The sequence below is a fragment of the Streptomyces sp. NPDC001002 genome, assembly GCF_053599215.1.
In genome coordinates this window covers 71,349-85,270 of the sequence record NZ_JBSFLV010000013.1, presented here as the reverse complement: position 1 = coordinate 85,270, position 13,922 = coordinate 71,349, and the positions used below count along the sequence as shown (strand labels likewise).

Annotated in this window: 12 protein-coding genes; 6 read left to right on the top strand and 6 right to left on the bottom strand. The window is 71.6% G+C overall.

Going from position 1 to position 13,922, the window contains the following annotated elements:
- The 4 genes from panD to ACWDR3_RS09385 are packed head-to-tail and all read right to left on the bottom strand — an operon-like array spanning position 1 to position 3,979.
- The gene (gene panD, locus ACWDR3_RS09400) at positions 1–453 is read right to left on the bottom strand and encodes an aspartate 1-decarboxylase (protein WP_450351862.1); all 453 of its coding nucleotides are present in this window, start codon (positions 451–453) and stop codon (positions 1–3) included.
- A gap of 33 nt (positions 454–486) precedes the next feature.
- Positions 487–1,323, bottom strand: a complete 837-nt coding sequence (locus tag ACWDR3_RS09395) for an alpha/beta fold hydrolase (RefSeq protein ID WP_450351861.1) — start codon at positions 1,321–1,323, stop codon at positions 487–489.
- Between the two features lie 14 nt (positions 1,324–1,337).
- Positions 1,338–2,624: an enterobactin transporter EntS gene (entS, locus tag ACWDR3_RS09390; protein WP_450351860.1), complete on the bottom strand. Its 1,287-nt coding sequence runs from the start codon at positions 2,622–2,624 to the stop codon at positions 1,338–1,340.
- An 8-nt stretch (positions 2,625–2,632) separates the two neighbouring features.
- Entirely contained in the window at positions 2,633–3,979 is a 1,347-nt protein-coding gene (locus tag ACWDR3_RS09385) for a salicylate synthase (RefSeq protein ID WP_450351859.1), read from the bottom strand.
- A gap of 160 nt (positions 3,980–4,139) precedes the next feature.
- Here ACWDR3_RS09385 and ACWDR3_RS09380 point away from each other — a divergent pair, with 160 nt between their 5' ends.
- The 4 genes from ACWDR3_RS09380 to ACWDR3_RS09365 all read left to right on the top strand — a co-directional run bounded on the left by ACWDR3_RS09380 (position 4,140) and on the right by ACWDR3_RS09365 (position 8,931).
- Positions 4,140–5,774, top strand: a complete 1,635-nt coding sequence (locus ACWDR3_RS09380) for a (2,3-dihydroxybenzoyl)adenylate synthase (protein ID WP_450351858.1) — start codon at positions 4,140–4,142, stop codon at positions 5,772–5,774.
- Entirely contained in the window at positions 5,764–6,816 is a 1,053-nt protein-coding gene (locus ACWDR3_RS09375) for a FecCD family ABC transporter permease (RefSeq protein ID WP_450351857.1), read from the top strand. The genes ACWDR3_RS09380 and ACWDR3_RS09375 overlap by 11 nt, the downstream gene beginning before the upstream one ends.
- 72 nt (positions 6,817–6,888) lie before the next feature.
- Positions 6,889–7,965: a FecCD family ABC transporter permease gene (locus ACWDR3_RS09370; protein WP_450351856.1), complete on the top strand. Its 1,077-nt coding sequence runs from the start codon at positions 6,889–6,891 to the stop codon at positions 7,963–7,965.
- Between the two features lie 186 nt (positions 7,966–8,151).
- The gene (locus ACWDR3_RS09365; RefSeq protein ID WP_450351855.1) at positions 8,152–8,931 is read left to right on the top strand and encodes an SDR family NAD(P)-dependent oxidoreductase; all 780 of its coding nucleotides are present in this window, start codon (positions 8,152–8,154) and stop codon (positions 8,929–8,931) included.
- Between the two features lie 27 nt (positions 8,932–8,958).
- On the opposite strand, the gene ACWDR3_RS09360 is transcribed toward ACWDR3_RS09365, so the two are convergent.
- Positions 8,959–9,942, bottom strand: coding sequence for an alpha/beta fold hydrolase (locus ACWDR3_RS09360; protein WP_450351854.1), 984 nt, complete (start codon positions 9,940–9,942; stop codon positions 8,959–8,961).
- A 215-nt stretch (positions 9,943–10,157) separates the two neighbouring features.
- Positions 10,158–11,273: a GNAT family N-acetyltransferase gene (locus ACWDR3_RS09355; RefSeq protein ID WP_450351853.1), complete on the bottom strand. Its 1,116-nt coding sequence runs from the start codon at positions 11,271–11,273 to the stop codon at positions 10,158–10,160.
- A gap of 371 nt (positions 11,274–11,644) precedes the next feature.
- Between ACWDR3_RS09355 and ACWDR3_RS09350 the strand changes: the two genes are divergently transcribed.
- Together ACWDR3_RS09350 and ACWDR3_RS09345 are read left to right on the top strand one after the other, a co-directional pair.
- Positions 11,645–12,607 (top strand): cytochrome c oxidase assembly protein, encoded by a 963-nt coding sequence (locus tag ACWDR3_RS09350; protein WP_450351852.1) that lies wholly within the window; start codon positions 11,645–11,647, stop codon positions 12,605–12,607.
- A 258-nt stretch (positions 12,608–12,865) separates the two neighbouring features.
- Positions 12,866–13,921, top strand: coding sequence for a FecCD family ABC transporter permease (locus tag ACWDR3_RS09345; RefSeq protein WP_450351851.1), 1,056 nt, complete (start codon positions 12,866–12,868; stop codon positions 13,919–13,921).
- Position 13,922 lies beyond the last annotated feature (1 nt).

Below are 13,922 nucleotides of genomic sequence, written 5' to 3'. Positions count from 1 at the left end.
TCAGTTCCTCTCCTGGTGCGGGGCGGGGGCAGGGGCGGCGGCGGGGAAGGCGCCGGAGAACTGGTCCGGCGCGCCGGGCACCGGCTCGGCCGGGTCGGCGCCGAGCTTGACGATGCGGTTGGCCTTGTCCACGTGGACGACCCGCGGTTCATGGGTGGCCCGTTCGAGTTCGTCGAGCACGGCGAAGGTCATGATGATCACGAGGTGACCGGGGTGGACGAGATGGGCGGCGGCCCCGTTGATGCCGATGACGCCGCTGCCGCGCTCCCCGGTGATGGCGTAGGTGGTGAGCCGTGCGCCGTTGTCGATGTCGACCACCTGGACCACTTCGCCCTCGACGATGTCGGCGGCTTCCATGAGGTCCTGATCGATCGTCAGGGATCCCACGTAGTGGAGATCGGCCTGCGTCACGGTGGCTCGGTGGATCTTTCCATTGAGAAGGGTGCGCTGCACCGGTTACCCCTTGGAGTAGATACTTAGGTGAGGCTAACCTAATTTAAGATCGCCGGACGGGGAAGGACGACTGCGGAAGAAGTCGAGAAGCACCCGGTTCACTTCGTCCGGGCGCTCCAAATACCCGTAGTGGCCGCAATCCTTGATCTCCCGGTAGCCGGCGGACGGGATGGCGTCGGCCACTTCGCGGGCGAGGTGCGGGGGCAGGACGAGGTCGTCGGCGAAGCCGATGACCAGGCAGGGCACGGAGATCGCGCGGTAGGCGTCGAGGCGTCCGGGCGGGACGGTCAGGTCGAGCTGAGCCCGGGCGCCGGGGCCCGAGGCGGGCGGCGAGAACTCGAAAAGCTCCAGCCAGTCCTGGATCCGCTGTTCGTCGTCGAGGGTGGCCGGGGACAGGTTCTGCAGGGCGCGTACCCAGGCCGAGTAGACGGGCGGCAGCTCCGACTCGCTGTCGTACAGGGCGCGTTCGGCCGCACGCATGGCGGCACGCAGGCCGTCCGTGCGGCCGCGGGTGGCCATCAGGACGCCCTGGACAGCCAGTTCGGGCCGGGCGAGGAGCAACTCCTGGACGACGTAGGCCCCCATGGAGACGCCGACGAAGCGGCAGGGGCCGAGGCCGAGGTGGTCGACGAGTCCGGCGGTGTCGGCCACCAGGTCGTCGATCGTGAAGCCCTCGGGGCACTCGTCGGTCGGCGGGACGCCCCGGTTGTCGAAGGTGACGACCCGGTGTCCGGCCGCCACCAGGTCGGGCACCTGGTGCAGATGCCAGGACCGGCCGCGGGCGCCCTGGCCCATCACCAGCACCACGGGCTCGCCGTGGCCCTCATCGTCGTAGTGGAGTCGGATTCCGTTGACCTGCGCGCTCGGCACGGGTCCCTCCTGTGTCAGTCGGCCGCCGGGGAGACCTCGGGGGACGGCGCGGGTTCGGTGGCGGCGGGTCCGTGCAGGGTGGCCTTGCGCAGGCCCGGCACGGCCAGCGCGACCGTCGCCACCCCGGCCAGACAGACCACTCCCCCGACCACCGCGGCCCCGGCCGACGAGCCCAACGCCCTTGCGACCAGGCCGGCTTCGAGGTTGCCCACGGAGGGCCCGGCGGTGGCCTGGGCCAGCCACAGACTGCCGACCCGACCCTGGAGCCGGTCCGGCGTGTAGTGCTGGAGCAGGGCCCGGCGCAGGATCTCCGAGGCGGTGTCGCCCAGGCCCGCCAGCGCCAGGAAGGTCAGCCCGAGCCAGAGGTTGGCGCTGAGACCGAAGCAGGCGATCGCCACGCCCCACACCGCGACCGCACCGATCAGTGCCCGCCCGGTGTGATGGATCCGGCCGGTCCAGCCGCTGGCCAGCGCGCCGCAGAACGAGCCGACGGCGGGGGCGGTGTAGAGCAGCCCGACGGTGGACGGGCCGCCGCCGAAGTGCTCGGTGCCGAGTTCGGGGAAGAGCGCGTACGGCATCGCGAAGACCATGGCGCAGACGTCGATGAGCAGCAGCCCGGCGACGACCTGGTTGCCGCGCAGGAAGTGCAGGCCCTCCGCCATTGCCTTCAGCGGGTGTTGGGCCTCGCCCGAGCCCTCGGGCGGCATCGCCGGGAGCGGTGCGAGCAGCGCGAGTCCTACGACGTAGACGGCCGCGTCGATCCCGAAGCACCAGGCCAGGCCCGGTCCCGCCGCGATCACCCCGGCGAGCGACGGGCCCGCCATGCCGCCCAGTTGGGCGGTCAGGGTGGTGAGCGCGCCCGCCGCGGCGAGCTGGCTCTTGGGGACGATGTTCGGGGTGGCGGCCATCATCGCGGGGCCGCCGAGACCGGCGCTGCCGCCGGCCAGGACGGCCGCCACGAAGACGAACCACACATGCGGATCGGGCAGGGCCGCGTTCACCGCGAGTCCGGTGACCACGACCGCGGTCACCGACCGGGTGACGAGCACGACCCGGCGCCGGTCGGCCCGGTCGGCGAGCAGACCGCCCGCGAGCAGACCGACCAGCAGAGCCATGCCCAGTACCAGACTCATCAGACCGACCTGGACGGTGGATCCGGTCAGCTCGTAGATCTGGAGGCTCGCCGCCACCGAGGTGAGCTGGGTGCCCACCATGGAGATCGCCTGGGTGGCGAACACCAGCCGGAAGTCTCTGCTCGACCGCAGCGGGGCGACGTCGACGACCATTTCTCCGAGACGCACGCGAGCCCCTAGCCCTGGAGCGACGGTACGGCCAGCGGCGCCGGCTGGGCGGGGACGACGTACGGGGCGACGCTGCGCAGTTTCTCGCAGGTCTCCTCCAACTCCCGTTCCGGCGTGGATCCGGAGAGGATGCCGGCGCCGGCCCGCAGCCAGGTGCGGCCGTCCTCCTCGAAGAGGCTGCGCAGCACCAGAGCCGCGTCCAGAGCCCCGTCGCTGCTCGCCGCGAGGATCGCGCCGCTGTAGATGCCGCGGGGGCCGCTCTCCAGTCGGCTGATGCAGTCGTAGGCCGGGAGCTTGGGGATGCCCGAGGCGGTGACGGCCGGGAAGACGGCGCGCAGGACGTCCCAGGCGGTGGCGTCGTCGGCGAGCAGTCCGTGCACGCTGGAACCCAGGTGCTGGACGCTGCCGCGCTGGCGCACGCTGAGCAGGTCGCGCACCGAGACGGTGCCCGGACGGCAGACGGTGGCCATCTCCTCCTCCGCGAGTTTCACGGACAGGACGTGCTCCGAGATCTCCTTGGGGTCGGCGAGGAGTTCGGCGCGCAGCCGCTCGTCCTCGGCGCCGCCCAGGCCACGGGCCCGGGTTCCCGCGAGCGGCTGGGTGACGACCTCGCCGTCCGCGCTCACCTCGGCGACGGTCTCGGGGCTGAAGCCGGCCACGCGTCGGCCGCCCAGGTTCACCAGGAAGGAGCGGGCCGGGGTGTTGTGCGACCTGCCGTGTACGTAGGTGGCGACGAAGTCGACCGGGAAGGGCACGGGGACCGAGCGGGAGAGGATGACTTTCTGGAGGTCGGTCGACGTCCGGATCTCCTCGATGGCCCGGGCCACGATCCCCGGGTAGCCGCCCGCATGGTCCGCGACATCGATCGGCTGGGCCTCGACGACCGGGCGGTCGACGGGTTCGGCGAGCAGGGTCAACAGCGCTTCGAGGGTCTCCTGGTCCGCGCTGCGCACCAGGACGCTTCCCTGACGGAACCTCACTTCGCTGTGCGGGACGACCAGTTGGAGGAGGTCGGCGTCACCGGCCCGCTCGGGTCGGTCGGTGTGCAGGTGGGAGAACTCGAAGGCCATCCAGCCGTAGGCGTTCCAGTCCTGGATGTCCATGTCCGCGAGTTTTTCCTGGACCTGGCGGAGAGGGTGCGGTCCGATCGGGGTCCTGGTCTCATCGGCGAGCCATCTGCGGCGGATCCCGGAGCGAGCGACCACGACCTCGCCGAGCACACCGCCCGCGAAGCAGAAGTCACCCTCCCGTTCGTAGACCACGTACTGGTCGAACAATCCCGACTCCGCCAGTGCCGCGGTCAACAGGAGGGGGTCACCCGGCAGATCCGTCTCCGCGCTCCGATAACGCAGCAACGAGCTACCTCCCTGAACTTAGGTTAACCTAACCTAATTACAACCCGACCCTAGCCTCCGGATCGATCGCCCGTCCAGACCCTCCTCAGGCTTGACCGAGATCGCTTATTAGGCAAGCCTTTCCTAAATCGAAGGAAGTGGACAGCGGCGGGAGTTGAGCATGCTCGACGGGTGGGTGACCTGGCCGAAACCGTTCGCGCGGAGGTACCGGGACGCCGGTCACTGGCAGGGGCGGCCGCTGGACCGGCTCCTGCGGGACCGGGCCGAGCGCGCCCCCGGGCGGATCGCGCTCGTCGACGCCGACGGTCAGAGGTGGTCGTACGCCGACCTCGACCGACGCGCCGACCGTACGGCCGCGGGGCTGCGGCGGCTCGGCATCGGCCCCGGCGACCGGGTGGTCGTCCAACTCCCCAATACGGACGCCTTCGTGGTGCTGTTCTTCGCGCTGCTGCGGGCCGGCGCGGTGCCGGTGCTGACACTGCCCGCGCACCGGGAGAGCGAGATCGTGCATGTCGCCGAGACGGCCGGCGCCACGGCGTACGCGATCCCCGACGTACTCGACGGCTTCGACCACCGCGTGCTGGCCCGTGCCGTGCGCAAGGCGGTGCCCTCGCTCGAGCACGTCATAGTGGCAGGCGATCCAGCGGAGTTCACCGCGTTCGACGACCTGGACGCCGAGCCCGTGCCGCTGCCCGTGCCCGACCCCGGTGACGTGGCCGTGCTGCTGCTGTCCGGCGGCACCACCGGCAAGCCGAAGCTCATCCCGCGCACCCACGACGACTACACGTACAACGTCCGGGCGAGTGCGGAGGTCTGCGGCTTCGACGAGTCGACCGTCTACCTGGTGGTGTTGCCGACCGCGCACAACTTCGCGCTGGCCTGTCCGGGCATCCTCGGCACCCTGCTGGTCGGCGGCACGGTGGTCCTCTCCCCCACGCCCAGCCCGGACGACGCGTTCGCGCTGATCGAGCGCGAGAGGGTCACCGCGACCGCCGTGGTGCCGCCGATCGCCCTGCTGTGGCTGGACGCGGTGGAGTGGGAGGAGGCCGACCTGTCCTCGCTGAGCCTGCTCCAGGTCGGCGGCTCCAAGCTGGGCGCCGAGCCCGCCGCCCGCGTCGAGCCGACCCTCGGCTGCACCCTCCAGCAGGTCTTCGGCATGGCCGAGGGACTCCTCAACTACACGCGCCTGGACGACCCTTCGGACCTCGTCATCGGCACCCAGGGCCGGCCCCTGTCCCCCGACGACGAGATCAGGGTCGTCGACGAGGACGGACACGACGTACTCCCCGGCGAGACCGGCGAGTTGCTCACCCGCGGCCCCTACACCCTGCGCGGCTACTACCGGGCGCCCGAGCACAACGCCCGCACCTTCACCGACGACGGCTACTACCGCACCGGCGACCTGGTCCGAGTACTGCCCAGCGGACACCTGGTCGTCGAGGGCCGGGCCAAGGACCAGATCAACCGGGGCGGCGACAAGATCTCCGCCGAAGAGCTGGAGAACCACATCCTGGCCCACCCCGCGGTGCACGACGCGGCCGTGGTCGGCATGCCCGACGCCACCATGGGCGAACGCACCTGCGCCTACCTGGTCCCGCGCGGCGGGGCCACCACCCCGACCCAGCGCGAACTCGCCGCCTTCCTCGCCGACCGCGGGGTGGCCGCGTACAAGCTGCCCGACCGGGTGGAGGTGGTCGACATCTTCCCCCGTACCTCGGTCGGTAAGATCGACAAAAAGGCGCTCGGTCGCCGGATCGCCGAACGGCTGAGTGCGGAGGGTGGCGGTGTCAACTAAGGTCGCCACGCCCGCACTTGAGCAGACGGACCCGCCCCCTCGGCGGCGCGCCCGGACCCGACTGCTCGCTGTCGTCGGCGCGTTGGTGCTGCTGTTCGTGGCGATCGTGCTCAGCCTGGCGATCGGCTCGCGCTCACTCGCACCGGCCACCGTCTTCCACGCCCTCCTGCACGACGACGGGTCGATCGCGAGTTCCGTCATCTGGGACGTACGAGTGCCCCGCACCCTCGCCGGGATCGCCGCCGGAGCCGCGCTGGGTGTCGCGGGCGCGCTCATCCAGGCGCTGACCCGCAACCCGCTGGCCGACCCCGGACTGCTCGGCATCAACGCGGGCGCGGCCACCGGAGTGGTCTTCTCCATCACGGTGTTGGGGCTGACCAGCCTGTGGGCCGGGGTGTGGTTCGGCATGGCGGGGGCGGTGATCGCCGGTCTGCTGGCGTACTCGCTGGCCTCCGGCGGACGCGGCGGAGCCACACCGGAACGGCTCGCGCTGGGCGGTGCGGTGATCGCCGCGGTGTTCACCGGCCTGAGCCAGACCGTGATGCTGCTCGACGCCCAGGCCCTGGACCAACTCCGGTTCTGGAGCGTGGGTTCGCTCGCCCGCGCCGACAACCAGACGCTGACGACCATCACGCCGTTCGTCGGCGTCGGCCTGATCCTCGCTCTCTCCCTGGTCCGCCCGCTCAACGCGCTCGCCCTCGGCGACGACGCGGCCCGCGCGCTCGGCGCCCACCTCAACCGGACCCGGTTTCTGGGCCTGTTGGCGGTCACCCTGCTGTGCGGCGCGGCCACCTCCGCCGTCGGCCCCCTGGTCTTCGTCGGCCTCGCCGTCCCGCACATGGCCCGCATGATCGCCGGCACCGACCAGCGCTGGACGCTGCCGCTGTCCATGCTCCTCGCACCGGCGCTCCTGCTGTACGCGGACGTCCTGGGGCGGGTCGTCGTACGGCCCGACGAACTGGACGCGGGTGTGGTGACCGCGGTGATCGGGGCGCCGGTGTTCATCGCGCTGGTCCGGCATCGCCGGGTGGTGTCGTCGTGACCTGGGCTTTCCCTCTCGGCAGGGCGGTGTCGTCGTGATCACGGTCCTCTCCCCCGGCAAGGCGGTGTCGTCGTGACGACAGCTCCGCCCGGGACGACTTCCACCCTCCCCCGCCGTACGCACGTCGTCCGCAGCCGCTCACGCGGGCTGTCGCTGCGCGTGGACGTCCGTACGGTCACGGTGTGCGTGCTGGTGCTGGCCGCCACCTTCGCGGTGGGTGTACTCGCCCTGGGGACCGGGGAGTTCGCCATCTCCCCGGCCGACGTGATCCGCACGCTGCTCGGCAACGGCAGCCGGCAGACCAACTTCGTCGTCAACGAACTCCGACTGCCCCGCCTGCTGACCGGCGTTCTGGTCGGTGCGGCGCTCGGGCTGAGCGGGGCGCTGTTCCAGAGCCTGACCCGCAATCCGCTGGGCAGCCCCGACATCGTCGGCTTCACCTACGGTTCCGCCACCGGGGGCCTGCTGGTCGTGCTGGTCATCGGCGGCACCGGCGGGCAGATCGCGCTCGGGGCGGTGGGCGGCGGCCTGGCGACCGCGCTGCTGGTGTACCTGCTCGCCTGGCGGCACGGCATCCACGGCTACCGGCTTGTGCTGGTCGGCATCGGGATCAGCGCGCTGCTCCAGGGCGTCAACGCCTATCTGCTCGCCAAGGCCCGCTTCACGCAGGCCGCGCAGGCGATGGTGTGGCTCAACGGCAGCCTGAACGGCCGGGGTTGGCAGGACGTACGCCCGGCCGCCATCGGCCTGGTCGTGCTGCTGCCGCTGGTCGCCCTCACGGCGAGCAGGCTGCGGATCCTGGAGATGGGCGACGACGTGGCGGGCGGTCTCGGCGTGCCCGTCCAGCGCACCCGCCTGGTGATCCTGGTCCTGGCCACGGCCGCCTGCGCGGTGGCGACAGCCGCCGCGGGACCGGTCCCGTTCGTCGCGCTCATCGCACCGCAGCTGGCCCGCCGCCTCACCCACGCGCCCGGCCCCAACCTCCTGGGCGCCACCTGCACCGGCGCCTTCCTGGTCGTCACCGCCGACTTCGCCTCCCAACGCATCCATGAGACGGCCCAGTTGCCGGTCGGCGTGGTGACCGCGGTGGTCGGCGGGCTGTACCTGGGGCTGCTGCTGCGGCGACAGCGGCGGGCGGGTCGGATCTGAGGCTGGGGCTGGGGCGTATCAGGGGGCAGGACGGATCTGAGGGCGGCCCTCGGGCCTGTGGATCTTGAGGGCGACCCTGATGTCTGTCGTTCTTCTCCCGCCCATGGCGTTCGCCCTGCGCCAGGGTGGTTCCTGAGTCACTCTGGCTGCTGGGAGAGGTTCGTCCCCGACACCTAGGAGCACCTCATGGTCCACGAACTGGACGGTCGCACCGCGGTCGTCACCGGAGCCAGCCGGGGCATCGGCCTCGCCGTCGTCCGGGCGCTGGCCGCCGAGGGCGCGCGGGTGGTCGCGGGTGCCCGGCACACCTCCGACGAACTGGCGGAGCTGGCCAAGTCCGGAGCGGTCGAGGTGGTCGAGGTCGACCTCGCCACGCAGGATGGTCCCGCCCTGCTGGTGGAGCGGGCGGGCGACCGTATCGACATCCTGGTCAACAACGTCGGCGCCGCTCCGGTCCGCCCGGACGGGTTCCTGTCCATCACCGACGAGGACTGGCTGTCCACGCTCTCGGTCAACCTGCTGACGACCGTGCGGGCCACCCGAGCCGTGCTTCCGGTGATGCTCGCGCGGGGCGAGGGCAGCATCGTGACCATCGCCTCGGTCAACTCCTCCCTGCCCGATCCCCTGGTCCTCGACTACAGCGTCTCGAAGGCCGCCGTCGCCGCCTTCTCCAAGGGGCTGTCGAAGGAGGTCGGCGGGCAGGGCATCCGGGTCAACACGGTGAGTCCCGGACCGGTCGCCACCGATCTGTGGCTGTCGGACAGCGGGGTGGCCGCCACGGTCGGCCGGGCGACCGGCGCCGACCGGGCCTCGGTCGCGGAGGGGGCCGCGCGGTCCATGGTGAGCGGCCGGTTCACCCAGCCCGCCGAGGTCGCTGAAGCGGTGCTGTACCTGGCGGGTCCCCGGTCCGGGAACGTCCTCGGCGCGGACATCAGGATCGACGGCGGCCTCATCCCGACCTGGTAACTCGGCCCCTACGCCCACCCGTTCACGTCATGCAGCGAGCCCGTCCAACCACTCCACCAGGATCCGGTTGGTCTCCTCGGGCCGCTCCTGCTGGATCCAGTGGCCGCATCCTTCGAGGAGGTGGGAGGCGGTCAGGCCGGGGAGCGTGGTGGGGTACGCCTCGATCGCGTCGGCCAGCCAGGTGGTGGACGCGTCGAGCAAACCGCCCAGGAAGAGGGAGGGTTGGCGGATCGGGGCGCCCTGGTGACCGGCCAGGTCCGCCCAGTCGCGGTCCATGTTGCGGTAGCGGTTCAACGCGCCGGTGAGACCGCTGCGCTCGAACTCCCCCGCGTAGACGTCGAGTTCGTCCTCACCGAGCCAGGCGGGACGGCGCCCCTGCGGGAAGCGGTCGCGGAGCGTGCCGCCGCGGGTGACGAAGTGCGGGTCGGGGGCGCCGGGTTCGGGCATGGTGTCGGCCGACAGAGCGGCGTAGAAACCGGCGAGCCAGCCGCGTACGTCGGGCTCGATCTCCGCCTCGGCGCGGCCGGGCTCCTGGAAGTAGGAGACGTAGAACTCCTCTTCGCCGCCCATCCCCGCGAAGACCTCACTGGGCTTGGGACCGCCGGGCGGGGTGTACGGGACGCTCAGCAGGCCGACCGCACGGAAGACATCGGGGCGTACGAGCGCGGAGGTGGCGGCGATGTTCGCGCCCCAGTCGTGCCCGACGATCACGGCGGAGGTCTCCCCGAGGGCCTCCACGACCGCGACGTTGTCCTCGACGAGGTCGAGCATCCGGTACGCGGACTCGGCGGCGGGCTTGGAGGAGCGGCCGTAGCCGCGCACGTCGAGGGCCACGGCGCGGTAGCCGGCCGCGGCCAGTGCGGGCAGTTGCCGGCGCCAGGAGTACCAGGACTCGGGGAACCCGTGGACGAGCAGGACCAGGGGGCCCTCGCCCTGCTCCACGAGGTGGGTACGGCCGGCGGGCGAGGGCACCAGGCGGTGCGTGCGGTCGGCGGGGGTCGGCTGCGGCATGGGTCCTCCCGGGTGAGCGCGGGGACCGTCGGGTCGGCTGACCGGGCGGCCCTGCGGTCTGCGGCTACGAGACCGATCATGCGGCGACCGACTCGGCCCAGGCGAAGCCTGTTGCCGATTCGGCAAACTCGGGTCCGGCCCCGAAGACACGCGTCGAGCCGCGCCGACCCAACCGCCGGGCGGGCCCGCGAAGGCCCCGCCCGTACCGACCGACGTCAGGAAGCGCTGCCCGCTCCCCCACCGGACGGCGACCGGCGTGAGGTACGCAGGCCGCCGACCGTCTTCAGGAGGCGGTCGGCGGGTTCGCGGAGACGGGGGTGGGCGTTGACCGTGTTGCGCAGGCCGCGCACCGGTCTGCGCCAGACGCGGTAGGCCGTCGCCACCGGGTGCGGGCGGCTGGCGAAGCCCTCGCCGACGCGCAGTTCGCGGGTCTTGAGCCAGTCCTTGTACTCCTTGTCGCCGCGCCCCAGGTCCATCATCGTCACCCCGGCCCGGGCCGCGGCCTCGGCCGTGCGCAGGTGCATCATCAGTCCCGGCGAGTAGTAGTGCAGGTCGGGGTCGTAGGCGGTGAACCAGGCCGCGAGCACCGTGCGCGATCTGGGTCCGAAGTGCGCGGCCACCGGCCGGTCGCCCGCGTACAGCACGGACAGCACGCCGGTGAAGTGTTCCTCACGGACCTGGAAGAGGTCGTCCACCAGGTCGACGATCCACTGCCGGGCGAAACGATCCATCCTGCCGGTCCTGCGGTACTGGGCAGATTTCCAGCGCATGAGCGTGCGCAGCATGGCCGGGTCCCGTTCGTCGAAGACGAACCGCACCTCGCCCACGTCACGCCCGAGGCGACGTTCCTTCTTGAGCGTCGTCTTGGCCAGTCCCGGGTACGCGCCGCGCAGCCACTGCGCGTAGCCGCTCTCGTCGGGCTTCAGATCCACCACCGGCGAGGCGAACCGGCCCGTCACATAGGCGCCGAACGGCTTCTGCTCCTCGACCAGATGGTCGAACTCGAAGATCGACAGCCCGCAGGCCCGCAGCAACTCCTGGGCGTCCCAGGTCACTCCGGGCCGGTGCACGAGGGCCTGACAGTCCGAAAGGCCGAGACCAATGGCCCGGCCCACACCCAGAGCGTCTCGTTCGTACGGGAAGAAGCCGACCGGCTTCCCCTCCTGCCGCAGGACGGCCAACCGCACCGCGTCCCGCTGTCTGGCCACCCCGAGCGCGAACTCCGGTGCGAGAAAGGGATTCGAGTACTCGGGCGACTCGTCCATCGCCCCGTGCCAAGCCGCTCGGAGCGAGGCGGTCAAGTCTTCAAGTCTGTGGATCGTCACTTCCACGTCTGATCTGCTCCCCCCGTGACGCGCTGTGCGCGACGCGCCACTGTTTGATTACCCGCCGATCCACGACGTGTACCCGCCTCCGCCCCCGATCCACCCCCGGGACACGGATTCCCGCAGTTCTCAAACGTCGCGAAACAGTACGCACGTCGTCAAGAGTGCCTCTCGCGGCGGACGACTGCGAGTGGGTCGACACGATCAATTCCACGGGCCGACGATTTTCACAGGAAGTCGGCGCTGTTCGTAGGAAGTTGGTATGAGACTGGTACGAAGTCGCCTGTTTCGCCCCATGTATGGCCGGTGTCGGTATTCCACGCGGCGTAACGTCCCTCGCGCATCGGACGCGACACGGAGCGAGGAGAGACCTGGTGATGGGGAGTCTGCCGGAGCTCACCGCGGGACGGCTGCTCTCCTCCTGGCGACTGGACGTGCCCGCGCTGCTCCTCGTCGTCCTGCTGGGCGGCCTGTACGCAGCGGCTGTACTGCGGCTCACACGCCGGGGCGAGCGCTGGCCCGTCGCCCGGACCGCGGCCTTCGCCCTGCTGGGCCTCGGCACACTCACGGCGGCCACGATGTCCGGTCTCGCGGTCTACGACCGGGTGCTGTTCTGGCCGGCCGCCGTCCAGAACGTCCTCCTCGACCTGGTCGCGCCCCTCGGCCTCGCCCTGGGCGACCCCCTGGGCCTCGCGCTGCGGGCGCTGCCGGAGGGCCCGGCCGGCCGGCTGCGGCGGGCGATGACCGGACGGGTCGTACGACTGCTCACCTTCCCGCTGGTCAGTACGGCGCTGGTGCTGGCGACCGAGCTGACGGTGTACTTCACGCCGTACTTCGCGACCGCGCTGCGGTACGGTCCGCTGCACGACCTCATGTATCTGCATCTGCTGCTCGCCGGCTGTCTGTTCGTGGTGCCGGTGCTGACCGGCGAGGAGGCGCTGCCCGGCTGGTGCACCCACCCGGTCCGGGCCGCGCTGGTGTTCCTCGACGGGATCGTGGACGCCGTGCCGGGTGTCGTCGTGATGACCCACGGCACGCTGATCGCCGGCGCCTGGTATCTGCACCACGCCCCGCCCTGGGCGCCGGACGTCCACCACGACCAGCAGATCGGTGGCGGCGCCATGATCAGCATCGCCGAACTGGTGGCCCTCCCCTTCTTGCTCGCGATCCTCGTGCAGTGGGCCCGCACGGAGCGGGCCCGGAACGTCGTACTGGACCGACGCCTGGACACTGACCTGGTCCCGGTCGCGCAGTCGGCGGGGCCGGACATGGTCCGTCCCTGGTGGGAGACCGAGGACAGCGAGGTCGCCCGGCGCGTGCGGCAGCAAGGACCTGGGTGACAGACCCCTTTTGTGCGTTTGCTACGCTCCCGGAGCCTCCCGCGGGGGAAGTCCGGTGAGAGTCCGGCGCTGACCCGCAACGGTGTGCGCGGCACTGTGAGAACGGCCTGCCGCGTGAGCCCGATCGCCTGTGGGTGGCGCGACCCGTCGACTGCTCGCCGTGGACTGCGAGAGGGGACCGCGCGGCCGGCACGGTCGTACGGGCTGTCTCCTGCTTGAGGTCCCACAGGTGGCCCCAGGTGAAGGACCACCCCCGCCGTGCGCCGAAGTGCCACCCCCACCCGCATACCCGTGCCGCCGCTGCTCATCGGCCTGGTCCTGCTGCTCCTGGTCTCGCTCGTGTGCGGGGTCGGGCTCGGCGCGGCCGGGATCGGCTGGGCTCAGGTGTTCCGATTTCTGTGGGCCGGGCTCACCGGTGGGACCGTGCATGCCGATGACGCCGCCGCGTACACCATCGTCTGGGAGATCCGGCTGCCACGGGTCGTGCTCGGCGCGGTCGTCGGGGCGGGGCTCGCGGCCGTCGGCGTGGCCGTGCAGGCCATGGTCCGCAACGCGCTCGCCGATCCCTTCGTGCTGGGCATCTCCTCGGGCGCGGCGGTCGGCGCCAACGCGGTCATCCTGCTCGGGGCGTTCGCGGGGCTCGGGGTGTGGGCACTGTCCGCTTCGGCGTTCGCCTCGGCACTCGCGGCGATGGTCCTGGTCTACGCCGTGGCCCGCTCCCCGCACGGACTCACCCCGCTGCGCCTGGTCCTGACCGGGACGGCACTGGCGTACGGCTTCGAGGCCGTGACCACCGTGATGGTGTTCGGCGCGGCCCGGGGCGAGGCTGCCCGGTCGGCGATGATGTGGCTGCTGGGCAGCCTGGGCGGCGCGACCTGGGTCCAAGTGCCGCTCGCCGCGGTGACCGTGACGGCAGGGTGGGCGTGGCTGCGATGGCGGGCCGAGTCGCTCAACGCGCTGGCCATGGGCGACGAGACCTCCGCCGCGCTCGGCGTCCGGCCGGGCCGGCTGCGCCGGGAACTGTTCCTCGTCACCGCCGCCGTGACCGGGACGGTGGTCGCGGTCAGCGGGGCGATCGGCTTCGTCGGCCTGATGGTGCCGCACGTCGTCCGGATGCTCGTCGGCGCCGACCACCGCCGGGTGCTGGCCGTGGCCCCCCTGGTCGGCGCCGTGCTCCTGGTCTGGGCGGACGTACTGTCCCGACTCCTGCTGGCACCGGCTGAGTTGCCGGTGGGCGTGATCACGGCCGTGGTCGGGGTGCCCGCGTTTCTGCTGCTGATGCGGCGGGGCGGCTATGCGTTCGGGGGGCGGTGAG